Genomic DNA, 21,475 nt, shown 5'->3' on the forward strand with positions numbered 1-21,475 from the left:
CTGTGGCTGCGGGCAAATTGACCTTGGGGATGCGCCCGCTTACCTGTTTTCAGACGCGTTTGAAAGGTTTTCCAATGTCTCTGTCGCAGGGTCGTTCCTATCTGGCCATCCCCGGGCCGTCCGTCTTGCCCGACCGCGTGCTGCAGGCCATGCAGCGCCCCGCACCCAACATCTATACCGGAGAACTGGTCGGACTGGTCGACAGCCTGCTGCCCGATCTGAAGGCCGTGGCGCGCACCGAAGGGAAGGTGGCGATCTACATCTGCAACGGGCATGGGCTGTGGGATGCCACGCTGGCCAATCTGGTAACGCCGGGCGATCGGCTGCTGGTGTTGAGCACCGGACGGTTTGCCGTCGGCTGGGGCGATGCGGCCCGCGCCATGGGGGCCGAGGTCGACGTCATGGACTTCGGGTTGCGCGGGGCGATGGATCCCGAGCGGGTCGAGGCCGCGTTGCGGGCCGACACCGGACACCGGATCAAGTCGGTGCTGGTGGCGCATGTGGACACCGCCACCTCGGTGCGCAACGACATTGCCGCCCTGCGCCGGGCCATGGACGCGGCGGGCCATCCGGCATTGCTGTTGGTGGATTGCATTGCCAGCCTTGGCTGCGATCCCTTCGAGATGGATGCCTGGGGTGTCGATGTGATGATCGCCGCCAGCCAGAAGGGGCTGATGACGCCGCCGGGGCTGGGATTTGTCTTTTTCAACGACCGCGCCGACCTTGTGCGCAAGGGGCTGGACCGCGTGCCGCGCTACTGGGACTGGACCCCGCGCACCGAGGCCGCGCTGTTCTACCAGTTGTTCTGCGGCACCGCCCCGACCCATCACCTGTTTGCCCTGCGCGAGGCGCTGACCATGCTGGTGCACGAAGAAGGGCTCACCCACGCGCTGGCGCGTCATGCCACGCTGGCCCGCTGCGTCTGGGCCGCGGCCGAGGCGTGGCAGGCCGGGGGCGGGCCGATGCTGAACATTGCCGAACGCGGCGCGCGCAGCCATGCGGTGACGGCGCTGACCACGGTCGCGGTCGCGGATGGCACGCGTCTGCGCGACTGGATGGAACAGCAGGCGGGGGTGACGCTGGGCATCGGGTTGGGCATGGTGGCGCCGGGCAACCCGGAGTGGCACCGGTACTTCCGAATCGGGCATATGGGGCATGTGAATGCGCATATGGTTCTGGGGGTGCTGGCCAGCCTTCAGGCCGGTCTGGTGGCGCTGGACATTCCGCATGGAACCGGCGCGCTGGACGCTGCCGCGCGGGTCTGTGCCGGGGCAAGCGGTTAAGATCACTTCAGAAACTTGCGTCGGGCTTCCTGCGCGATGGCGTGTTTCAATTGCAGGTCCGCGACCTTTGACATCGCTGTCTTGCGATCTTCGGGGGCCGCGTTGGCCAGTTCGGTCAGGGCCTGATCAAGGGCCTGCTTGAGGCGGATTTCCTCGGGCAAGGCGCCGGCTTCGGCCATCAGGCGATGGCCCACTGCGGTGCCGGCGTCGATCAGCGCGTCGCCGGGACGATAGGGCAGGGGCTTGCCCGCGCCGGACAGGTCAGAGAACTGGCCTTCGGCCTCGGCGCGGCGAATGCGGCTTTCGGTGAGGGTGGCGAGCGAGCGGATCATGCCCCCAAGATGGGTCTGATCCGCCTGTTTTTCAAGAGCCTTAGCCCAGTTCGGCCAGACGCGTCAGCGCCGCTTTCACACGGGTTTCCTCGTCTTCCTTGACGGCCAGCAACTCGCGGGTTTCGACGATCACCTCTTCGGGGGCGCTTTCGACGAACTTGGGATTGTTCAGTCGACCACGCAGGCCACCCAGATCCTTGGCCAGCTTGCCGAGGGTCTTTTCGAGCCGGGCCTGTTCCTCGTCCACGTCGATGACATCGGCCACCGGCAGCGCGAAGGTGCCGCCTTCCACGGCGACGGTCACACATCCCTTGGGCAAGTCACTGACGGTGCTGATCTTTTCGATCCGCGCCAGTTTCTGGATCAGGGCGGCGTTGCGCGACAGGGCCTGGCCCCCGGTTGGGTCCAGTTCCAGTTGCAGCAATTCCAGCTTCAGACCGGCGGGCACATGCATCTGGGCCCGGACCGAGCGGATTTCGTCGATCAGGGAGATCACCCAGTTCATCTCGCGATCTGCGGATTTGTCCAGCAATTCCGAGGTCTTGTAGGTCGGCCAGTCCGAAACCACCAACAGATCGTCGCGCTTGGCCGTCAGGCCCCAAAGCTCTTCGGTGATGAAGGGCATGATGGGATGCAGCAGGATCATGCACTGGTCCAGAACCCAGCCCATGGTGGCGCGGGTTTCGGCCACCACGGCAGGATCGTCCGAGGCCAGCAGCGGCTTGGCGAATTCGACGTACCAGTCGCAGACCTTGCCCCAGACAAAGCCGTACAGCGCATGCGCCGCGTCGTTGAACCGGTAGCTGTCCAGCGCCGCATCGACGGTTTCCAGCGTGCGGGCGGTTTCGCCGATGATCCAGATATTGGCGGTCTGGATGGCGTCTGGTGCGTGTATGGCGGGCGTATGGCTGCCGTCGGCGCCGTAGACCTCGTTCATCTCGGCGTAGCGCACGGCATTCCACAGCTTGGTGCCGAAGTTGCGATAGCCGGCGATGCGATCCTTCGACAGTTTCAGCACCCCACCCAGCGAGGCCATGGCGGTATTGGTGAAGCGCAGCGCATCGGCGCCGTATTCATCGACGATGTCCAGCGGGTCGATGACGTTGCCGGTGGTCTTGGACATCTTCTTGCCCTTCTCGTCCCGCACCAGCCCGTGCAGATAGACGGTGTGGAAGGGTTCGGTGTCCATCACCGCGAGGCTCATCATCATCATCCGGGCGACCCAGAAGAACAGGATGTCCTGCCCGGTGATCAGCACCGAGGTCGGGAAATACCGCGCCAGTTCCGGCGTCTTCTGCGGCCAGCCCAAAGTGCCAAAGGGCCACAGACCGGACGAGAACCAGGTGTCGAGCACATCCGGGTCGCGCCAGACCGGGTAGACCAGATGGGTCGGGTCGTCGCTGACATTGTATTCGGCCAGGCTTTCGGCCAGCAGATGCACGGCTGCCTGATAGTCCTTAACCTCGACGATGCGGGCCACATGCAGCGGCGTCGGCAGGTTGGCAAGATCGCGGCGGAACTTTTCTGACACGGCCTCCAGATCGGCAGCGCAATGGTGCGTGGGGGCGGCGTGGTTGTAGCTGCCCTCGCGCAGCAGGCGGAACAGTTCGACGTCGTCGAGATCGCCCTCCTCGGGGCCAAGCTCGCTGGGTTCGGGCCAGATGTTCAGGCCGTACCAGACCGGGATCTGGTGGCCCCACCAAAGCTGGCGCGAGATGCACCACGGCTCGATGTTCTCAAGCCAGTTGTAATAGGTCTTCTCGCCGCTTTCGGGCATGATGACCGTGCGGCCTTCGCGCACCGAATCCAGCGCCGGGCCGACGATCTTGTCGGCATCCACGAACCACTGGTCGGTGAGCATCGGCTCGATCACCACCTTCGAGCGGTCGCCATAGGGCTGCATGATCGGCTTGGCTTCCACCAGCGGCACCTGCGTGACCTCTTCGGCTTCGGCGCCTTTCTTTTTCTTCGGCGTGCCCAGGCGCGGATCGTCCGAGGTGGTCATCACGGCCAGACCTTCGGCGGTGATGTCGGCCACCACCCGTTCGCGTGCCTCGAACCGGTCCAGCCCGCGGTATTCCTCGGGGACGAGGTTCATGGCGGCGATGGAGGCCTCGGTGAACTCGGCCTCGCCGTTGGCGATACGCTGGGCTTCGGCGGCTTCCTCGGCATAGGGGCGGCCATCGGCACGCAGGTGTCCCCTGGTGTCCATCAGGTTGTACATCGGGATGCCGCCGCGTTTGGCAACCTGATAGTCGTTGAAGTCATGCGCCCCGGTGATCTTCACTGCGCCCGAGCCGAAGGTCGGATCGGGGTAGTCGTCGGTGATGATCGGGATCAGGCGGCGGTGGTCTTTCGGGCCGACCGGGATCTCGCACAGCTTGCCAATGATCGGCGCATAGCGGGCGTCCGAGGGATGCACCGCGACCGCGCCATCGCCCAGCATGGTTTCGGGCCGGGTGGTGGCGATGGAAATATAGTCGCGGGTCTCGCGCAGGGTGACGGTGCCGTCCTCGTCCTTCTCGACGTATTCATAGGTTTCACCGCCCGCCAGCGGGTACTTGAAGTGCCACATGTGGCCCGGCGTCTCGACGTTCTCGACCTCAAGATCCGAGATCGCGGTTTCGAAATGCGGGTCCCAGTTGACCAGCCGCTTGCCGCGATAGATCAGGCCCTTTTCGTACATGTCCACGAAGACCTTGATGACGGCATCGTGGAAATCGGGCGAGTTTTCGTGCCCGACACGCGGATCGCCCGGCGCACCGGCCATGGTGAAGGCGTTGCGGTCCCAGTCGCAGGAACAGCCCAGACGCTGCAGCTGCTCGATGATGGTGCCGCCGGATTCGGCCTTCCATTCCCAGACCTTGGCGATGAAATCCTCGCGCGACAGATCGGTGCGGCGCAGGTTGCTTTCCGCCTTCAGCTTCTTTTCGACCTGAAGCTGGGTGGCAATGCCGGCGTGATCCTGTCCGGGCTGCCACAGGGTGTCGAAGCCGCGCATCCGGTGCCAGCGCACAAGGATATCTTGCAACGTGTTGTTGAACGCGTGGCCGACATGCAGCGCACCGGTCACATTGGGTGGCGGGATCATGACGCAGAAGCTGTCATCGCGTGAGCGGTTGGCCCCGGCCCGGAATGCGCCGGTGTCTTGCCACGCCTGGCTGATCCGCGCTTCGGCCTCGGCCGCGTTGAAGGTCTTTTCCATTGCCATGCGTCTGGTCCCCGAGTTCAAGCGTTGCGCGTCGGCATAGCGAATGCGCGGGCCAAGGCCAAGGGGGCGGTGGCATTGGCTGTGTGCACCGTGTGTTGCATCGGGGCTGTGTGCAGCGCCTGTTACAGCCCCTGCACAATTTGTGAGGGAAAATGATGGGCCGGGGCATCGCTTGTTAAGCGGTTGCGACCTATCTTTGATTTGGAATGCCAACGGATGGAGGGTCAGCGTGACAGGGCGCGCATCACGGTACATCACCACACAACGGCGGGCGGGGGATGCTCCGCGCACGCATGTGGTAATTCTGGATGGCACGCTGAGTTCGCTGGACGCCGGCCGCAGCACCAATGCCGGGCGCATCTTCAAGCTGCTGATGGACCTGCCCGCCGCCGACCGGCCTTCGGTCTATTACGAGGAAGGCATCCAGTGGCGGCAATGGCGGTCCTGCACAGATGTGATGACCGGGCGCGGCATCAACCGGCAGATCCGCCGCGCCTATGGGTTCCTCGCCTCGCGCTATCAGCCCGGTGACCGGATCTTCCTGTTCGGCTATTCGCGCGGTGCCTTCGCCGTGCGCTCTTTGGCCGGGGTCATCGACCGGGTCGGGCTGCTGAAACCGCATCGCGCCACCGAGCGGATGATCCGGCAGTTGTACCGCCATTATGAAACCGATCCCCATGGCCGCCACGCCCGCCTGTTCGCCGAGAAATTCTGCCGTCCAGGGGTGGAGATCGAGATGGTGGGCGTCTTCGACACGGTCAAGGCGTTGGGCTGGCGGTTCCCGATACTGGCCGAACTGACCGACAAGGCGCATGACTTCCATTCGACGCATCTGGGCCACACGATCCGCCACGGCTTTCACGCGCTGGCCCTGCACGAGACCCGCGAGGCCTTCGAGCCGCAGCTGTGGACATGTCCCAAAGGCTGGACCGGCCATGTAGAGCAGGTCTGGTTCCGGGGCACCCATGGCGATATCGGTGGGCAGTTGTCGGGGTTCGATGCAGCGCGGCCGCTGGCCAATATTCCGCTGGTCTGGATGCTGGAAAAGGCCGAGGCCTGCGGGCTGACGCTGCCCACGGACTGGCGTGCGCGCTATCCGATGGATCCGCAAGCGCCCAGTTGCGGCTGGCGCGGCTGGTCGCGGATATTTCCGCTGCGCAAGCGCCGGGTGGTCGGGCGCGACCCGTCCGAAAGCCTGCATCCCACCGCGCGCAACACCCGCAAGGTGCCCGGCGCCGAGGATTTGCCGCTGGCACAGGCAGGATAACCCGAAGACCACCGGGGGTCGGACCAAGTTTCCGTTGCGGCACCGGTCGGAGGCGCGCAAGCTGACTCCGGAAATCGGAGGGTATTGCAATGGAAATGCTGGAAGTCGGGCTGGCGTTTACGGTCGCCATGATCCTGTTTTCATCCGTGGTCTCGGCCCTGGTTGAAACCATTCTGCGCAGCCTGGCGTTGCGGCGGCGCTATGTCGCCAACAGCGTGCGGAGCATGTTGCAGGATCTGATTGCGCGGCATGCGGGCGAGACCTTCCTCGCAGCCGCCCCGGCCAAGGCCAATCCAGAGGAACAGGCGCAGGCCACGGACGCCTGGATCGAGGATCTGACAGACGATCTGACCTGCAACCGGTCCAAGTGGGATCCGAAGGTCAACAACCAGATCAAGGGCAAGGACTACAAGCGGGTCGAGAACCTGTCCCTGACCGGGCTGGCGACGCGGCTGGTGGAAAACCCGCTGGGCGAGGCCATCAAGGCCGGGGCGCCGGGCGACATTGCCAGACAAAGGGACCAATGGAACATCGTGCTGCGCTGCTATGCCCGGCACAAGGCGCTGACTTCTGAACGTCACCGGATCGTCGCCAATCGCACGGCGGTTCTGGTGGCGATCGTCTTTGCCTTTGTGTTCAACGTGCACGCCGGGCGTCTGGTCGCGCATTTCAGCACCAGCGTGGATGTGCGCGAGAAACTCATCGCCAACCCTGAGCAGATCATAGAGGACGCGAATGATGCCGTGGAGGCGCTGAATGCACTGGGCGCGGAGGCGTCACCAGAGGAAAAAGAAGTCGTGGAAGCGTTTCAGGTGGCCGCCGGAAGCCTGGAACCGCTGACTGCCGACGGCACCCTGCCGATCGGGGTCAAATACTATCCCTATTGCGATGTGTTCGCCAAGGAAGGGGAGCCCCGGATCTGCCCGCCGGACAACAACGGCCTGGTGCTGTGGATCGTGAACGTGCTTCTGGCCGGGATCCTGATCGGCCTGGGCGGGCCGTTCTGGTATCGCGTGTTCGACGGGCTTTCAAACCTGACCAAGATCCTGAGCAGTTGGAAAGGAACCTCCAAGAACCGCGAAACCCTGCAACCCCCGACCCAGGCGGAAAGCAATCGCGCCGGAAATGAGGTCAGTGCGGTTGTGGAAGAGATCCTGCAGGTCACCAATGGCGAAGCCTACACGTTGCCGCCGGATTGGAGGGCCGCGCCGTCTTCGAAACCAGCATCGGACAGGGCCACGACCTGAACGCAATTGGGCCACCTGTGGCGGGTCCGGACGCTCCGAACCTGCCGCAGGTGGCCCATGCATTCTGGCTGGTCTCAGGCGACTTTTTCCAGCGAGCTTTCCTGCGTCACGCCCAGGGCATGGCAGATGTCGCGGGTCAGATGCGGCTTGTTCAGGGTGTAGAAGTGCAGGTCTTCGACCCCTTCCTCCAGCAGATCGCTGCACAGTTCTGTGCACAGTGCGGTGGCCAGAAGCTCTTCACGGTCATCGCGCTTGGCGGCGGCAAAGGCCGCGTCCAGTTCCGCGGGCACATGGGTGCCGCAGCGCTGGGCAAACTTGCGCACTCCGTTCCAGTTTTCGATGGGCAGGACGCCGGGGATGATCGGGGCGTTGATGCCCGCAGCCGCGCAGCGGTCGCGGAAGCGCAGGAAGGTTTCGGCCTCGAAGAAGAACTGGGTGATGGCGGAATGGGCGCCGGCGTCGATCTTGCGCTTCAGCCAGTCCACATCGGCCTGAGCATCGGAAGCCTCGGGGTGCGGATCGGGATAGGCGCCGACGCGCAGCTTGAACTTGCCGGTGTCGGCCAGCGCCGAGATCAGCTCGCACGAATTGGCAAACCCGTCCGGGTGCGGCACGAAGGCATCGGATCCCTGGGGCGGGTCGCCGCGCAGGGCGACGATCTCGGTCACGCCGGCCTGGGCATAAGCCTCGGCAATCTCAAGGGTTTCGGCGCGGGTGGCATCGACGCAGGTCAGATGTGCTGCGACGTTCAGGCCGTAATGCTTGTGGATCGTCGCCACCGCTTCATGGGTCAGCTTGCGGGTGGTTCCGCCGGCGCCATAGGTGACCGAGACGAAATTCGGGGTCAGCGGGGCCAATGTCTGGACCGTATCCCACAGGCGGAACGCGGCATCCAGCGACTTCGGCGGGAAGAATTCGAAAGAGATTCGCGGCTGTGTCATCACATGTCCTTTACGTTTGATCGTGACATGCCATGGATTTGGTGGTGAAACAAATTCATAATCCTCAACAAGGTTATGAAGGATCTGCATAATGTATCTGGAGCTGAAGCATCTGCGCGCCGTGCGGGCCATCCACGAGGCCGGCGGGCTGGCGCGGGCCGCCGATACGCTGAACATGACGCAATCGGCCCTGTCGCATCAGATCAAGGCCATGGAAACGCTGGCCGGGGTCGAGTTGTTCGTGCGTCGGGCCAAGCCGATGCGGCTGTCGCCGTCGGGGCAGAAGCTGCTGCGGCTGGCCGAGCGCGTGCTGCCCGAGATCGAGGCCGTCGAGGAGGAACTGCGCGGCGACGAGGCCGGGCGCAGCGGGCGGCTGCATATCGCCATCGAATGCCACGCCTGTTTCGACTGGCTGCTGCCGGTGCTGGAAAGTTTCCGACGCGCCTGGCCCGATATCGACGTGGATATCCGCCCCGGCCTGTCGTTCAACGCGCTGCCGGCGCTGCAGAAGGCCGAGGTCGATCTGGTGGTATCTTCGGACCCCGAGGATCTGGACGGCATCACCTTCGCGCCGCTGTTCGACTATGATCCGGTGTTCATCTGCGCGGCCCAGCATCCGCTGGCCGAAAAGCCCTGGGTCGAGGCCGGGGATTTTCGTGGCGAGACGCTGATCACCTATCCAGTGGATGCCGCGCGGCTGGATGTGTTTACCCAGTTGCTGACCCCGGCGGGAGTGACCCCGCGCGCGGTGCGTCAGGTAGAGCTGACGGCGGTGATCCTGATGCTGGTGGCGTCGAATCGCGGGGTGGCGGTGCTGCCCGACTGGGTGGTGCGGGCGGTGCGGGCCCATCCCGATTACGCCATTCGTCCCCTGACCGCGACCGGCGTCACGCGCCGCCTGTATGCGGCCACCCGGACCGAGGATCTGGCCCGCCCCTATATGGCGCATGTGCTGCGGCTGGCGCGCAGCGAGCCGGTGAAACTGCTGCGGGTGTGAGGGCCGAACAGTTTTTCACCGCCGTTGACTGGACGCTGTTGGGCACGGCGACTATACGCGGCGTTTGAAGCAACGGAGCGCGATCATGCAGGGCAGTGCCAACCTCAATGTGATGATCAAGGCGGCCCGCAAGGCAGGGCGGTCGCTGGTCAAGGATTTCCGCGAGGTCGAGAACCTTCAGGTCTCGATGAAAGGCGCCGGTGACTTCGTGTCGAAGGCCGATATCGCCGCGGAAGAGATCCTGAAGGAAGAACTGCTGGGCGCGCGGCCGACCTATGGCTGGCTGGGCGAGGAAGGCGGCGGTCAGGACGGCGAAGATCCGACCCGGCGCTGGATCGTCGATCCGCTGGACGGCACCACCAACTTCCTGCACGGGATGCCCCATTGGGCGGTCTCGGTGGCGCTGGAACACAAGGGCCAGATCGTGGCGGGCGTGGTCTTCGATCCGGCCAAGGACGAGATGTTCTATGCCGAGAAAGGCAAGGGCGCCTGGCTGAACCAGAGCCAGCGTCTGCGCGTCTCGGGCCGCAGCCGGATGATCGAGGCGGTGTTCGCCACCGGCCTGCCCTTCGGCGGCCGCGACACGCTGCCGGCGTCGCTGCAGGATCTGGCGCGGGTGCTGCCGGTCTGTGCCGGGGTGCGCCGTTGGGGCGCTGCGGCACTGGACCTGGCCTATGTGGCGGCGGGCCGCTACGACGGCTATTGGGAGCGCGGGCTGAACGCCTGGGACATCGCGGCGGGCCTGCTGATCGTGCGCGAAGCCGGCGGCTTCGTCGAGCCGATCCGCGAGGGCCAGAGCCTGCTGGACTCCGGCAGCCTGATCGCCGTCAACGATCCGCTCAGCCAGCCCTTCATCAAGGCCATTCGGGGCACCTGAGCCGGCCCTAGCCTTTGCGCCGCCGCACCGGCGGCACGCGCGTCGCCTTGGGTGGCGCGCGGCGGCGGGGCACTTTCGGCACCGAACTGCGGGCAAAGCGATAGGTTGCCTCGGGGTTGTCGGGATGGCCGTGGGTGCGCGCCCAGAACGCCGGGCCGCCCGACCGGATCCAGGCCGGAACCATCAGCACGATGCCCAGTACAAAGCCGCCCGCATGGGCCCAATAGGCCACCCCGCCCACATCCGAGGGCGTGCCCAACCCGTTGAACACCTGCAAGCCGAACCACAGCCCCAGCATGGCCCAGGCCGGCACCGGGATGATCCGCACCAGCACGATCAGGAACACGAAAATGTCGATGCGGGCGCGCGGGAACATCAGCAGGTAACCGCCCATCAGCCCGGCGATGGCGCCCGAGGCGCCCACCACCGGCACCGTCGATCCCGGATCGGCCAGCACCTGCATCAGCCCCGCACCCAGCCCGCAGGCCAGGTAGAACAGGCCGAACCGCAGGTGGCCCAGCCGATCCTCAAGATTGTCGCCGAAAATGTGCAGAAACAGCATGTTGCCCAGCAGATGCATCCAGCCGCCGTGCAGGAACATCGAGGTGAGCAGCGTGCCATAGCCCAACCCGGCCTGGATCTGCGCCGGGATGATGCCATAGGTCAGGAAGAACCCGGTCAGGCGGCGCGGGTCCGAGAACATCGGCACATAGGCCAGGAAGATCACCACGTTCAGCGCCAGCAGCCCGTAGGTGACATAGGCCGTGCGCGTGGCCGGGTTGTGATCGCGGATGGGGATCATGTCTTTTGACGTGCGCCGTGCCGCCGCAGAAATCAAGCCGCCTTGGCCGCGCACCGCGCAGCGCCGCACCCCGCCGCCCGGTCTTTACACCGCTGCCCGCGCCGCTTACCTCAAACGGGCTGATCTGGCCCGCGTGGTGGAATGGTAGACACAGGGGACTTAAAATCCCTAGGCAATGCGCCGTGCCGGTTCGAGTCCGGCCGCGGGTACCAGTGACAGCAGCAGCCTTAACAATTGATCGCCAGGATGGGTCACGCCTGTGTCTGCCATCGGCTGGGCTGCTTTGGGAGGGCTGGCAGCGCCTGTTCAATTGACAGCGTGCCCTGACGGGGAGAGCATCGGGGTCAGAGGTGCGGCGGGATCAACGGCGCGCGGTCACGGCAACGTGCCCCGCGCCGCGCCGGGCAAAACCGAGCTTTGGGAAGGAAACAGACGATGATGTCACTTGGAAGCAAGGTAATGGCCCTGTTGCCCCTGGTTGCCGCCACGGCGATTGCATCTCCGGTACTGGCGCAGACCGATCCGCTGCCGTCCTGGGCCGAGAGCACGTCGAAGGCGGCCATCGTGGATTTCGTCGCGCGGGTGACCGGTGAAGGCTCTCCCGACCTGGTGCCGGAAGCCGAGCGTATCGCGGTCTTCGACAATGACGGCACGCTTTGGGCCGAACAGCCGAACTATGTGCAACTTGCCTTTGCCCTGGATCGCATCCGCGCATTGGCGCCCGAACATCCCGAGTGGGCCTCCACCGAACCCTATGCCTCGGTCCTCAAGGGCGATGATGCGGCCGCACTGGCTGGGGGCGAAAAGGCGCTGATGCAGATCATCGCCGACAGCCATTCCGGCATGACCACCGAGGAATTCGCCAAGGTCGTGCACGACTGGATCACCACCACGCCGAACCCGGTCACCGGCCGGTTGAACACCCAGATGATCTATCAGCCGATGCTGGAGTTGCTGGACTATCTGCGCGCCAACGGTTTCGAAACCTACATCGTGTCCGGCGGCGGCGTCGAATTCATCCGGGTGTTTGCCGACGCGACCTATGGCGTGCCGCCCGAGAACACCGTCGGCACGGTCGGCAAGCTGAAATACGACGTGATCGATGGCCAGCCGGTGCTTCTGAAAGAGCCGGGTATTGCTTTCGTGGACGACGGGCCGGGCAAGCCGGTGGCGATTTCAACCCACATCGGCCGCCGTCCGATCGCGGCGTTCGGCAATTCCGACGGCGATCTTCAGATGTTGGAATACACCTGCCTGCAACAGACTCCGCGCCTGTGCGCCTTCGTGCATCACACCGATGCCGAGCGGGAATGGGCCTATGACCGCGATTCGCATATCGGCAAGCTGAACAAGGGGCTGGATGCCGCCGCGACTTTCAACTGGACCCTGATCGACATGGCGCAGGACTGGACGACGGTGTTCCCGCAATAGGCGCTTGGGCGGGCAGGGACGCAGGTGTCTGCGCCCGTCACAACACCACAAACGGCCTGTTGCCGAGCGCTTCGAAACTTCATGCAGGGGGGATTTTGGTGGAGCCTAGGGGAGTCGAACCCCTGACCTCTTGCATGCCATGCAAGCGCTCTCCCAACTGAGCTAAGGCCCCAAGCGTATGGCCAACCGGCCATGGCGCGTCTTTTATGAAAGCCTGCGGGGGGCTGCAAGCGAAAAAGCCACCCCCATCTCAGCTTTCGTCGTCGTCTTTCGCGACGTCAGCAATATCGTCCAGCGAGACGTCATCGCTGTCGTCATCGTCTTCCAGAACATCATCGCCCAGATCGACATCGGTGTCGTCATCGTCTTCCAGCACGACTTCCTCGACCTCGGCGGCTTTCTCGGGCTTGGCTTTCTCGGCGATCAGGGGACGCGACTTGCCGGTGTCGATCTGCACGACATCGCCGGTGTAGGGGCTGACCGGCGGGGTGCGGTTCAGGTCATAGAAGCGTTTGCCGGTGGTCGGGCAGAGCCGTTTGGTTCCCCATTCTTCCTTGGGCATGGTCTTGCGTCCTTTTGTTCGTCATGATGGCGGCACGGGTGCCAAGGGCGCGCGCCGCGTAAAGCCAATAGTGGGCTGTGCCATAGGGGCAAAGTCATGTCAAAGGCTTTCGCGGCGGGGCGGTCCGGGGCGCGGAACCGGGGCAACAGGCGGGTATCGGGCGCATGGGCGAACGGGTGATGCTGGAGGGGGATCCTCCGATCGAAATTCTGGTGCGCCGGTCGGATCGGGCGCGGCGGCTGACGCTTCGGGTGTCGCGGCTGGACGGGCGGGTGACGCTGTCGCTGCCGCAGCGGGTGCCTGCGGGGGCTGCCGAGCGCTTCCTTGCCCAGAAGGCCGACTGGGTGCGCCAGAATGTGGCGCGCGGGCCGGTGGCGCATGGGCTGGCGATGGGCGACACGATCCCGGTCGAAGGCATCGGCCGCCGGATCGTCGAAGGCCGTCCCGGCCTGCACCCCGGCGTGGTACAGGTGCGCGGCGCGCGCCCGGTGGGCGCGCAGGTGGCCGGTCTGCTGAAGGAGCTGGCGCGGGACCGCCTGGCCGAGGCCTGTGACCGCTATGCGGCGGCCGTGGGGCGGCCCTATGCCCGGCTGACCCTGCGCGACACCCGCAGCCGCTGGGGCTCCTGCACCAGCGCCGGCAACCTGATGTTTTCCTGGCGGCTGGCGATGGCGCCGCCGCAAGTGCTGGACTATGTTGCCGCCCATGAGGTCGCGCATCTGGTGCACATGAATCATTCCAAGACATTCTGGCGGCAGGTCGGGGCGCTGTGCCCGGACTATGACCGCCACCGCGCCTGGTTGCGTGGACCCGGGCGGGAGCTGCACGCCGTGCAGTTCATGGCATGACCCGCGAGATGGACATGCTGCGCGCCGCCAGTGCCGCCTCGCGGGCAGCGCAGCCCGAAAGCAACACGGCGCTGCACGACCGGCTGTACCGTACCTTGCGCACCCGCATCATGCATGGCGCGCTGGTGCCCGGCGAGGCGCTGACCCTGCGCGGGCTGGGAGCGGAGTTCGGCGTGTCGATGACGCCCGCCCGCGAGGCGGTGCGGCGGCTGGTGGCCGAAGGGGCGCTGACCCTGTCGCCTTCGGGCCGGGTCTCGACGCCCGAGTTGAGCAACGAACGCATCGAGGAACTGGCCTCGATCCGGGCGCTGCTGGAGCCGGAGCTGAGCTCGCGCGCCCTGCCACGGGCGCATCCGGCGCTGATCGACCGGCTGGAGATGATCAACGACCAGGTGGCGCAGGCCATCGCGCAGCGCAGCGCGCAGGGCTATATCCGGACCAACCTGGATTTTCACCGCACCCTGTACCTGCGGGCGCAAGCACCGGCGATGCTGGCGATGCTGGAAACCGTCTGGCTGCAACTGGGGCCAACGATGGCCAAGCTCTATGGCCGGTTGAACCGGACCGAGCCGCCGCGCGGGCATCGGCTGATCGTTGCGGCGCTGCGGGCGGGGGATGAGCCGGGGCTGCGGCTGGCACTGCGCAGTGACGTGACCCAGGGGTTGCGGATGCTGTTGAGCTGAGGAGGGCGAGGGGGCGCTGCCCCCTCTGCGCCTGCGGCGCATTCACCCCCGGAGTATTTGTGCCAAGAAGAATGAGCGCCGTCTTGCAAACGATCCGGGGGATCGTTTGAGGCGCGAATGGGCGGAGCCCCAAGCCGTCTTGGAAACGGTGAGGCGGAAACGAAAACGCGCCAGTGGCGCATTTTTCCGCCGAACGGGGATCGTTTGAGGCGCGAATGGGCGGAGCCCCTGCCGCCGCGCAAATGATCCCAAGGCTCGAATCAAGCAGCGGCCGGGCAGGCCAGCAACGGGCCCGCCCGGCCAAATCTCAGTTCCGGAGGCTGCGTTGCGTCCGGGGGACTCAGGCGGTGCGGCGGCCGATCGAGAACAGGCGGAAAATGTTCCAGCAGTTCAGGCGCGGACGGGCGGCGCGGGGTTCGGTGGGTTTCGGGTCGAAGTTCATCAGGTTCGGATGCATTGGATCACTCTGTCATCAGGGACTGGCCACAGGGGCCTTGGATGACCGGGAGCTACGACGGGTCCAGCTATTGTGCAACTGCAGAAAGATGCAATGCCGCCATGCAGAAACTGCCATGTTCACGGCAGGCATGAAAAAGGGCGCGGGGAAGGCCGCGCCCTGTCTGGTCTTGGGGTCCGAGCGTCCGGTCAGGCGTGGATGGCACCGTCGCCGCAGGCCAGCGCCGCTTCGCGGACGGCTTCCGAATAGGTCGGATGGGCATGGCAGGTCAGCGCCAGATCCTGCGCCGAGGCGCCGAATTCCATGGCCACGCAGACCTCGTGCACCAGATCGCCGGCACCGGGGCCGATGATGTGCACGCCGAGGATACGGTCGGTTTCCTTGTCGGCCAGCAGTTTCACGAAGCCGTCGCCCTGATGCACGGCCTTGGCACGGGCGTTGCCCATGAAGGAGAACTTGCCGACCTTGTAGGCGCGGCCCTCGTCCTTGAGCTGGATCTCGGTCTTGCCGACGGTGGCGACCTCGGGCGTGGTGTAGATCACGCCGGGGATCACGTCGTAGTTGACGTGGCCATGCTTGCCGGCCAGTACCTCGGCCACGGCCATGCCTTCATCTTCGGCCTTATGCGCCAGCATCGGACCGGCAATCACGTCGCCGATGGCGTAAAGGCCGGGGACATTGGTGGCCCAATGGGCATTGGTGACAATCTGGCCCTGCTTGCTGAGTTCGACGCCCAGCGTGTCGAGACCCAGCCCTTCGGTGAAGGGTTTGCGCCCCGTGGCGACCAGCACCGTGTCGGCGTCGATGGTGTGTTCGCTGTCATCCTTGCGCAGCTTGTAGGTGACCTTGGCCTTGGTCTTCAGCGTGTCGACCTTCTGCACCGCCGCGCCAAGGACGAAGTTCAGCCCCTGCTTGGACAGGATCTTCTGGAAGGCGCGCTGCACGTCCGCATCCATGCCCGGCGTGATGTGGTCGAGGAATTCCACCACGGTGACTTCCGTACCCAGGCGGGCATAGACCGAGCCCATTTCCAGCCCGATGACACCGGCGCCGACCACGACCATCTTCTTGGGGATCTTCGGCAGGTCGAGCGCGCCGGTGGAAGTCACCACGATCTTCTCGTCGATGGTCACCTCGGCACCGGGGATCGAGGCCGCTTCGGAGCCGGAGGCGATGACGATGTTCTTGGCGTTGTGCACCTCGTCGCCGACCTTGACCTTGCCGGCCTCGGGAATCGAGCCCCAGCCCTTGAGCCAGTCGATCTTGTTCTTCTTGAACAGAAACTCGATACCGCCGGTGTTCTGGCCGACCACAGTGGCCTTGTAGCCTTTCATCTGCTCCCAATCGACCGAGGGGGCTTTGCCCTTCAGGCCCATGTCGGCGAAATTGTGTTCGGCTTCGTGCAGGGAGTGGGTGGCGTGCAGCAGCGCCTTGGAGGGGATGCAGCCGACGTTCAGGCAGGTGCCGCCCAGGGTCTCGCGGCCTTCCACGACAGCGGTTTTCAGGCCCAGCTGGGCGCAGCGGATGGCGCAGACATAGCCGCCGGGGCCGGCGCCGATTACGATGACGTCATAGTCAGCCATGGGGAGACTCCTTCAGGTCGGTCTTGCGGGCAGGGCGCAACGCGCGCCCGCGTGTTCTGTGAGTGTCAGGTGGCAAACGGCCCGCCCGATCAGGGGGCGGGCCAGCCGCGTTCAAACGGCTTCCAGCAATTTCATCTGCACATGTGCGACGCCGCCGCGTTCCAGGTGCATGGCCAGATCGTCGGACTTCAGGAAGGCCTTGGCCTTGTCGCGGTCGGACACCGCGAACAGCACCAGCGCGTGGTTGGGCTGTTCGGGATCCTTCCAGACGTGCAGGGTGGTCAGCCCGGCGGCATGCTGGGCCTTCCGGTCTTCCTGGAACACCGCGTGCCAGGCGTCGAAGTCGGCCACATCGGCCTGCCAGAGAAGGTGGATCGCCATCTTACAGGTCCATCAGCAGGCGGCGCGGATCCTCAAGGGCTTCCTTGACCCGCACCAGGAAGGTCACGGCGCCCTTGCCGTCCACGATGCGGTGATCATAGGACAGCGCCAGGTACATCATCGGGCGGATCACGATCTCGCCGTTCACCACCATCGGACGATCCTGGATCTTGTGCATGCCAAGGATGCCCGACTGCGGCGGGTTCAGGATCGGCGAGGACATCAGCGAGCCATAGACGCCGCCGTTCGAGATGGTGAAGGTGCCGCCCTGCATTTCCGCCATCGACAGCTTGCCGTCCCGGGCGCGCTTGCCCTTCTCGGCAATGGCCTTTTCGATCTCGGCAAAGGACATCTGGTCGGCGTCGCGGATGACCGGAACCACAAGGCCGGTCGGCGTGCCTGCGGCGATGCCCATGTGCACGAAGTTCTTGTAGACGATGTCAGTGCCATCGATCTCGGCGTTGACTTCGGGCACTTCCTTCAGGGCGTGGCAGCAGGCCTTGGTGAAGAAGGACATGAAGCCCAGGCGGGCACCGTGTTTCTTCTCGAACAGATCCTTGTATTCCTTGCGCAGCGCCATGGTCGCCGACATGTCCACCTCGTTGTAGGTGGTCAGCATGGCGGCGGTGTTCTGGCTGTCCTTCAGGCGCTTGGCGATGGTCTGGCGCAGGCGGGTCATCTTGACCCGTTCCTCTCGGGCCGCATCATCGGCCGGAACCGGCGCGCGCGGGGCAGCGGCGGTGGCGGCAGGCGCTGCCGGGGCGGCCATCGCGGCCAGAACGTCACCCTTCATCACGCGGCCATCGCGGCCCGAGCCCGAAACCGACGCGGGATCAATGCCCTTTTCGGCCATCAGCTTGTTGGCCGAAGGCGCGTTTTCCACGTCCTTGCCACCCGAGGCGGCGGGCGCTGCAGCCGGGGCCGCTGCGGGGGCGGCAGCAGAGGCACCGGCGCCGCCCAGAACCGCCAGCTTGGCGGTGGCGTCCACGGTGGTGCCCTCGGGCGCCAGGATCTCGGTCAGCACGCCGGCGGCGGGGGCCGGAACCTCGACCGACACCTTGTCGGTTTCCAACTCGCACAGCATCTCGTCCTGCGCGACGCTGTCGCCCACCTTTTTGAACCAGGTGGAAACGGTGGCCTCGGTGACGGATTCGCCCAGGGTGGGCACCATCACATCGACACTGTCGCCGCCGCCGTCGGCCGGGGCCGCTGCGGGGGCGCTCGCCGCTTTCGGGGCGGGCGCTGCCGCGGCGCCTTCCGCCGCGATCGAGGCCAGCAGGGCATCGACGCCAACGGTGGTGCCTTCGGGTGCCACGATCTCGGCCAGGGTGCCGGCAGCCGGCGAGGGAACCTCGACGGTCACCTTGTCGGTTTCCAGTTCGCACAACATCTCGTCAACAGCGACGGTATCGCCGGGCTGCTTGAACCAGGTTGCCACGGTGGCCTCGGTGACGCTTTCGCCAAGGGTGGGGACACGGACTTCGGTGGACATGGGTTATTTCCCTTCGATCGTCAGCGCTTCGTTCACGAGCGCGGCTTGCTGTGCTTTGTGTTGGCTGGCCAGACCCGTTGCCGGGGAGGCGGAGGCGGCGCGTCCGACATAGGACGGGCGCGAGTTCTTGGCCTTGATGCGGCGCAAGACCCATTCGATATTCGGTTCGATGAAGGTCCATGCGCCCTGGTTCTTGGGCTCTTCCTGGCACCAGACCATCTCGGCCCCCTTGAAGCGCTCCAGCTCCTTGACCAGCGACAGCGCCGGGAAGGGATAGAACTGCTCGATCCGCAGGATATAGACATCGTCCAGACCTCGCGCGTCGCGTTCTTCCAGCAGATCGAAATAGACCTTGCCCGAGCACATGACAACGCGCTTGATCTTCTTGTCCGCCACCAGCTTGGTGGGCGAACTGCCCAGTTCGGCATCGTCCCACAGCACGCGGTGGAAGGACGAGCCTTCGAGGAAGTCCTCGCGGCGCGACACCGCCAGCTTGTGACGCAGCAGCGATTTCGGCGTCATCAGCACCAGCGGCTTGCGGAAGCTGCGGTGGATCTGGCGGCGCAGGATGTGGAAATAGTTGGCCGGCGTGGTGCAGTTGGCCACGATCCAGTTGTCTTCCGCCGACATCTGCAGGAACCGCTCAAGACGGGCTGAGCTGTGTTCCGGTCCCTGGCCTTCGAACCCATGCGGCAGCAGGCAGACAAGACCCGACATCCGCAGCCATTTGCGCTCTCCCGAGCTGATGAACTGATCGAACATGATCTGGGCGCCATTGGCGAAATCGCCGAACTGGGCTTCCCACAGGGTCAGCGCGTTGGGTTCGGCCAGCGAATAGCCGTATTCGAAGCCCAGCACCGCGTATTCCGACAGCGCCGAGTCGATGACCTCGTAGCGGGCCTGACCTTCGCGGATGTTGTTGAGCGGATAGTAGCGCTCTTCGGTTTCCTGATCGATGAAGGCCGAGTGGCGCTGCGAGAAGGTGCCGCGCGTACAGTCCTGACCGGACAGGCGCACCGGGTAGCCCTCGGTTGCCAGCGAGCCGAAGGCCAGCGCCTCGCCCGTGGCCCAGTCGAAGCCTTCGCCGCTTTCGAACATCTTGCGCTTGGCGTCCAGAAGGCGGTCAACGGTCTTGTGGACCTTGAAGTCGTCCGGCTTGCGGGTCAGGGCGGTGCCGACCTCGTCAAAGACCTCGTCCTTGATCCAGGTCTGACCGCGATCGTATTCTTCCTGACGCGGGTCCAGATGCGACCAGCGCCCGTCCAGCCAGTCGGCCTTGTTGGGCTTGTACTCGGTGCCGGCGTCGAACTCTTCGTTCATCTTGGCCTGGAAGGCGGCCTTCATGTCCTCGATCTCGCCCTCGGGGATCAGCCCGTCGGCGACCAGACGCTCGGTATACAGCTGAAGCGTGGTCTTGTGCTTCTTGATGGTCTTGTACATCGCCGGGTTGGTGAACATCGGCTCGTCGCCTTCGTTGTGCCCGAAGCGACGGTAGCAGAAGATGTCCAGAACCACGTCCTTGTGGAACTTCTGGCGGAACTCGGTCGCGACCTTGGCGGCGTGGACCACGGCCTCCGGATCGTCGCCGTTGACGTGGAAGATCGGGGCTTCGACCACCAGCGCGTTGTCGGTCGGATAGGGCGACGAGCGCGAGAAATGCGGCGCAGTGGTAAAGCCGATCTGGTTGTTGACCACGATGTGCATGGTGCCGCCGGTCTTGTGGCCGCGCAGGCCCGACAGGGCGAAACATTCGGCCACGACGCCCTGGCCCGCGAAGGCCGCGTCGCCGTGCAGCAGCACCGGCAGAACCGCCGTCCGCTCGGTGTCGCCCAGCTGATCCTGCTTGGCGCGGGCCTTGCCCAGAACCACCGGGTTCACGGCTTCAAGGTGCGAAGGGTTGGCGGTCAGCGACAGGTGGACCGTGTTGCCGTCGAACTCGCGGTCCGACGAGGCGCCGAGGTGATATTTCACGTCGCCGGAGCCATCCACGTCCTCGGGCTTGAAGCTGCCGCCCTGGAATTCGTTGAAGATGGCGCGGTAGGGCTTGCTCATCACGCTGGCCAGGATGTTCAGACGGCCACGGTGCGGCATGCCGATCACGATGTCCCGCAGGCCAAGCGCACCACCGCGCTTCACGATCTGTTCCATCGCCGGGATCAGGCTTTCGCCGCCGTCGAGACCGAACCGCTTGGTGCCCATGTACTTGACATGCAGGAATTTCTCGAAGCCCTCGGCCTCGACCAGCTTGTTCAGGATGGCGCGGCGGCCTTCGCGGGTGAAGGCGATTTCCTTGCCATAGCCTTCGATGCGTTCCTTCAGCCAGCCGGCCTGCTCGGGGTCCGAGATGTGCATGTACTGCAGCGCGAAGGTACCGCAATAGGTGCGCTTCACGATCTCGACGATCTGGCGCATGGTGGCCATTTCCAGCCCCAGCACCTTGTCGATGAAGATCGGGCGATCCATGTCGGCCTCGGTGAACCCGTACGAACGCGGGTCAAGTTCCGGGTGCGGGGTCTGGTCGTGCATCCCCAGCGGGTCCAGGTCTGCCACCAGGTGACCCCGGATCCGGTAGGCGCGGATGATCATCAGGGCGCGGATCGAATCCAGCACCGCGCGCTTGATGGTGTCGTCGCTGACCTCGACGCCCAGTTCCTGCGCCTTGGCCTTGATCTTGTCGCCCGCAGCTTTCTGTTCCTTGACCGGATCGGACCATTGCCCGTCCAGCGCGGCGGTCAGTTCGTCATTGGGCACCGGCGGCCAGTCGGCGCGGGCCCAGGACGGACCGGAAGCCTCGGCCCGCACGTCGCTTTCGGCATCCCCGAGCGCGCGGAAGAATTCAGCCCAGGCCGCGTCGACGCTGGCCGGATCGGTCGCGTAACGGGCGTAGAGTTGTTCCACATATTCGGCGTTGTGTCCCTGCAGGAAGGATGACGCATGAAAGAGGTCGTTGGGGGATTGATCGGTCATTTGATTGCCTCTTGCGGGTTAGGACCGGATTAGGGGCTGCCCAAAACGGGCGGGCAGGCGCGCCGGGGGAAGCGCGGGAAAATTCAGGGGCGCGGTCGATGACCACGCGTCGGG

At 65.1% G+C, this 21,475-nt stretch carries 18 protein-coding genes and 2 tRNA genes; 10 read left to right on the forward strand and 10 right to left on the reverse strand.

Translation table 11 applies throughout. The features are described 5' to 3' along the window. Positions 1-74: 74 nt before the first annotated feature. Positions 75-1,283: an alanine--glyoxylate aminotransferase family protein gene (locus tag H8B03_RS04205; RefSeq protein WP_193140483.1), complete on the forward strand. Its 1,209-nt coding sequence runs from the start codon at positions 75-77 to the stop codon at positions 1,281-1,283. A gap of 2 nt (positions 1,284-1,285) precedes the next feature. On the opposite strand, the gene H8B03_RS04210 is transcribed toward H8B03_RS04205, so the two are convergent. Together H8B03_RS04210 and H8B03_RS04215 are read right to left on the reverse strand one after the other, a co-directional pair. Beyond that, complete coding sequence (locus tag H8B03_RS04210) at positions 1,286-1,615, reverse strand: DUF1992 domain-containing protein (RefSeq protein ID WP_193140484.1); 330 nt, start codon at positions 1,613-1,615, stop codon at positions 1,286-1,288. A 40-nt stretch (positions 1,616-1,655) separates the two neighbouring features. Next, positions 1,656-4,826, reverse strand: coding sequence for a valine--tRNA ligase (locus H8B03_RS04215; RefSeq protein ID WP_193140485.1), 3,171 nt, complete (start codon positions 4,824-4,826; stop codon positions 1,656-1,658). Between the two features lie 229 nt (positions 4,827-5,055). Between H8B03_RS04215 and H8B03_RS04220 the strand changes: the two genes are divergently transcribed. Both H8B03_RS04220 and H8B03_RS04225 read left to right on the forward strand, forming a co-directional pair. Then, complete coding sequence (locus H8B03_RS04220; RefSeq protein ID WP_319022431.1) at positions 5,056-6,093, forward strand: DUF2235 domain-containing protein; 1,038 nt, start codon at positions 5,056-5,058, stop codon at positions 6,091-6,093. Positions 6,094-6,182: 89 nt separating this feature from the next. Continuing rightward, a complete protein-coding gene (locus H8B03_RS04225) occupies positions 6,183-7,340 on the forward strand; it encodes a hypothetical protein (RefSeq protein ID WP_193140487.1) in 1,158 nt (385 codons plus the stop codon). 74 nt (positions 7,341-7,414) lie between these two features. On the opposite strand, the gene metF is transcribed toward H8B03_RS04225, so the two are convergent. Beyond that, positions 7,415-8,281 (reverse strand): methylenetetrahydrofolate reductase [NAD(P)H], encoded by an 867-nt coding sequence (metF, locus tag H8B03_RS04230; RefSeq protein ID WP_193140488.1) that lies wholly within the window; start codon positions 8,279-8,281, stop codon positions 7,415-7,417. A 91-nt stretch (positions 8,282-8,372) separates the two neighbouring features. On the opposite strand from metF, the gene H8B03_RS04235 reads away from it, so the two are divergent. After that, entirely contained in the window at positions 8,373-9,278 is a 906-nt protein-coding gene (locus tag H8B03_RS04235) for a LysR family transcriptional regulator (protein ID WP_193140489.1), read from the forward strand. 85 nt (positions 9,279-9,363) lie between these two features. After that, the gene (locus tag H8B03_RS04240; protein ID WP_193140490.1) at positions 9,364-10,155 is read left to right on the forward strand and encodes an inositol monophosphatase family protein; all 792 of its coding nucleotides are present in this window, start codon (positions 9,364-9,366) and stop codon (positions 10,153-10,155) included. Positions 10,156-10,162: 7 nt separating this feature from the next. Here H8B03_RS04240 and H8B03_RS04245 read toward each other — a convergent pair whose 3' ends face one another. After that, the gene (locus tag H8B03_RS04245; protein ID WP_193140491.1) at positions 10,163-10,957 is read right to left on the reverse strand and encodes a rhomboid family intramembrane serine protease; all 795 of its coding nucleotides are present in this window, start codon (positions 10,955-10,957) and stop codon (positions 10,163-10,165) included. Between H8B03_RS04245 and H8B03_RS04250 the strand changes: the two genes are divergently transcribed. The 3 genes from H8B03_RS04250 to H8B03_RS04260 all read left to right on the forward strand — a co-directional run bounded on the left by H8B03_RS04250 (position 10,956) and on the right by H8B03_RS04260 (position 12,388). Then, a complete protein-coding gene (locus H8B03_RS04250; protein WP_193140492.1) occupies positions 10,956-11,105 on the forward strand; it encodes a hypothetical protein in 150 nt (49 codons plus the stop codon). The two genes, H8B03_RS04245 and H8B03_RS04250, sit on opposite strands and share 2 nt — an antisense overlap. Further along, positions 11,085-11,169 (forward strand) — tRNA-Leu (locus tag H8B03_RS04255). Before H8B03_RS04250 ends, H8B03_RS04255 begins: the two co-directional genes overlap by 21 nt. Positions 11,170-11,416: 247 nt before the next feature. Further along, on the forward strand, positions 11,417-12,388 hold the full coding sequence (locus H8B03_RS04260) for an HAD family phosphatase (RefSeq protein ID WP_226925687.1): 972 nt from the start codon (positions 11,417-11,419) through the stop codon (positions 12,386-12,388). 96 nt (positions 12,389-12,484) lie between these two features. On the opposite strand, the gene H8B03_RS04265 is transcribed toward H8B03_RS04260, so the two are convergent. Both H8B03_RS04265 and H8B03_RS04270 read right to left on the reverse strand, forming a co-directional pair. Beyond that, positions 12,485-12,560: transfer RNA gene (locus H8B03_RS04265), tRNA-Ala, on the reverse strand. A gap of 78 nt (positions 12,561-12,638) precedes the next feature. Beyond that, the gene (locus H8B03_RS04270; protein ID WP_193140494.1) at positions 12,639-12,950 is read right to left on the reverse strand and encodes a TIGR02300 family protein; all 312 of its coding nucleotides are present in this window, start codon (positions 12,948-12,950) and stop codon (positions 12,639-12,641) included. A gap of 164 nt (positions 12,951-13,114) precedes the next feature. Between H8B03_RS04270 and H8B03_RS04275 the strand changes: the two genes are divergently transcribed. Together H8B03_RS04275 and H8B03_RS04280 are read left to right on the forward strand one after the other, a co-directional pair. Beyond that, complete coding sequence (locus H8B03_RS04275; protein ID WP_193140495.1) at positions 13,115-13,798, forward strand: M48 family metallopeptidase; 684 nt, start codon at positions 13,115-13,117, stop codon at positions 13,796-13,798. A gap of 14 nt (positions 13,799-13,812) precedes the next feature. Next, positions 13,813-14,481, forward strand: a complete 669-nt coding sequence (locus tag H8B03_RS04280) for a GntR family transcriptional regulator (RefSeq protein ID WP_193140752.1) — start codon at positions 13,813-13,815, stop codon at positions 14,479-14,481. A gap of 645 nt (positions 14,482-15,126) precedes the next feature. Here the strand turns inward: H8B03_RS04280 and lpdA are convergent. From lpdA to H8B03_RS04300, 4 genes are all read right to left on the reverse strand, one after another. Continuing rightward, complete coding sequence (gene lpdA / locus H8B03_RS04285) at positions 15,127-16,521, reverse strand: dihydrolipoyl dehydrogenase (protein ID WP_193140496.1); 1,395 nt, start codon at positions 16,519-16,521, stop codon at positions 15,127-15,129. Between the two features lie 111 nt (positions 16,522-16,632). Then, positions 16,633-16,902, reverse strand: coding sequence for a hypothetical protein (locus tag H8B03_RS04290; RefSeq protein WP_193140497.1), 270 nt, complete (start codon positions 16,900-16,902; stop codon positions 16,633-16,635). A 1-nt stretch (position 16,903) separates the two neighbouring features. Then, positions 16,904-18,394 (reverse strand): 2-oxoglutarate dehydrogenase complex dihydrolipoyllysine-residue succinyltransferase, encoded by a 1,491-nt coding sequence (gene odhB, locus H8B03_RS04295; protein WP_193140498.1) that lies wholly within the window; start codon positions 18,392-18,394, stop codon positions 16,904-16,906. 3 nt (positions 18,395-18,397) lie between these two features. Next, positions 18,398-21,361 carry a 2-oxoglutarate dehydrogenase E1 component gene (locus tag H8B03_RS04300; protein ID WP_193140499.1) on the reverse strand — a complete coding sequence of 988 codons (2,964 nt, stop codon included), beginning with the start codon at positions 21,359-21,361 and terminating at the stop codon, positions 18,398-18,400. Between the last annotated feature and the right edge of the window lie 114 nt (positions 21,362-21,475).

Origin of the sequence: Meridianimarinicoccus sp. MJW13 (genome assembly GCF_014901205.1) — a bacterium.
GTDB lineage: Bacteria > Pseudomonadota > Alphaproteobacteria > Rhodobacterales > Rhodobacteraceae > Meridianimarinicoccus.

Coding starts and splice junctions, on each gene's coding strand:
- H8B03_RS04205 (WP_193140483.1), top strand. CDS start 75: ATGTCTCTGTCGCAGGGTCGTTCCTATCTGGCCATCCCCGGGCCGTCC.
- H8B03_RS04210 (WP_193140484.1), bottom strand. CDS start 1,615: ATGATCCGCTCGCTCGCCACCCTCACCGAAAGCCGCATTCGCCGCGCC.
- H8B03_RS04250 (WP_193140492.1), top strand. CDS start 10,956: ATGTCTTTTGACGTGCGCCGTGCCGCCGCAGAAATCAAGCCGCCTTGG.
- metF (WP_193140488.1), bottom strand. CDS start 8,281: ATGACACAGCCGCGAATCTCTTTCGAATTCTTCCCGCCGAAGTCGCTG.
- H8B03_RS04245 (WP_193140491.1), bottom strand. CDS start 10,957: ATGATCCCCATCCGCGATCACAACCCGGCCACGCGCACGGCCTATGTC.
- H8B03_RS04225 (WP_193140487.1), top strand. CDS start 6,183: ATGGAAATGCTGGAAGTCGGGCTGGCGTTTACGGTCGCCATGATCCTG.
- H8B03_RS04280 (WP_193140752.1), top strand. CDS start 13,813: ATGCTGCGCGCCGCCAGTGCCGCCTCGCGGGCAGCGCAGCCCGAAAGC.
- H8B03_RS04270 (WP_193140494.1), bottom strand. CDS start 12,950: ATGCCCAAGGAAGAATGGGGAACCAAACGGCTCTGCCCGACCACCGGC.
- H8B03_RS04235 (WP_193140489.1), top strand. CDS start 8,373: ATGTATCTGGAGCTGAAGCATCTGCGCGCCGTGCGGGCCATCCACGAG.
- H8B03_RS04260 (WP_226925687.1), top strand. CDS start 11,417: ATGGCCCTGTTGCCCCTGGTTGCCGCCACGGCGATTGCATCTCCGGTA.
- H8B03_RS04300 (WP_193140499.1), bottom strand. CDS start 21,361: ATGACCGATCAATCCCCCAACGACCTCTTTCATGCGTCATCCTTCCTG.
- H8B03_RS04240 (WP_193140490.1), top strand. CDS start 9,364: ATGCAGGGCAGTGCCAACCTCAATGTGATGATCAAGGCGGCCCGCAAG.
- H8B03_RS04275 (WP_193140495.1), top strand. CDS start 13,115: ATGGGCGAACGGGTGATGCTGGAGGGGGATCCTCCGATCGAAATTCTG.
- H8B03_RS04215 (WP_193140485.1), bottom strand. CDS start 4,826: ATGGCAATGGAAAAGACCTTCAACGCGGCCGAGGCCGAAGCGCGGATC.
- odhB (WP_193140498.1), bottom strand. CDS start 18,394: ATGTCCACCGAAGTCCGTGTCCCCACCCTTGGCGAAAGCGTCACCGAG.
- H8B03_RS04290 (WP_193140497.1), bottom strand. CDS start 16,902: ATGGCGATCCACCTTCTCTGGCAGGCCGATGTGGCCGACTTCGACGCC.
- lpdA (WP_193140496.1), bottom strand. CDS start 16,521: ATGGCTGACTATGACGTCATCGTAATCGGCGCCGGCCCCGGCGGCTAT.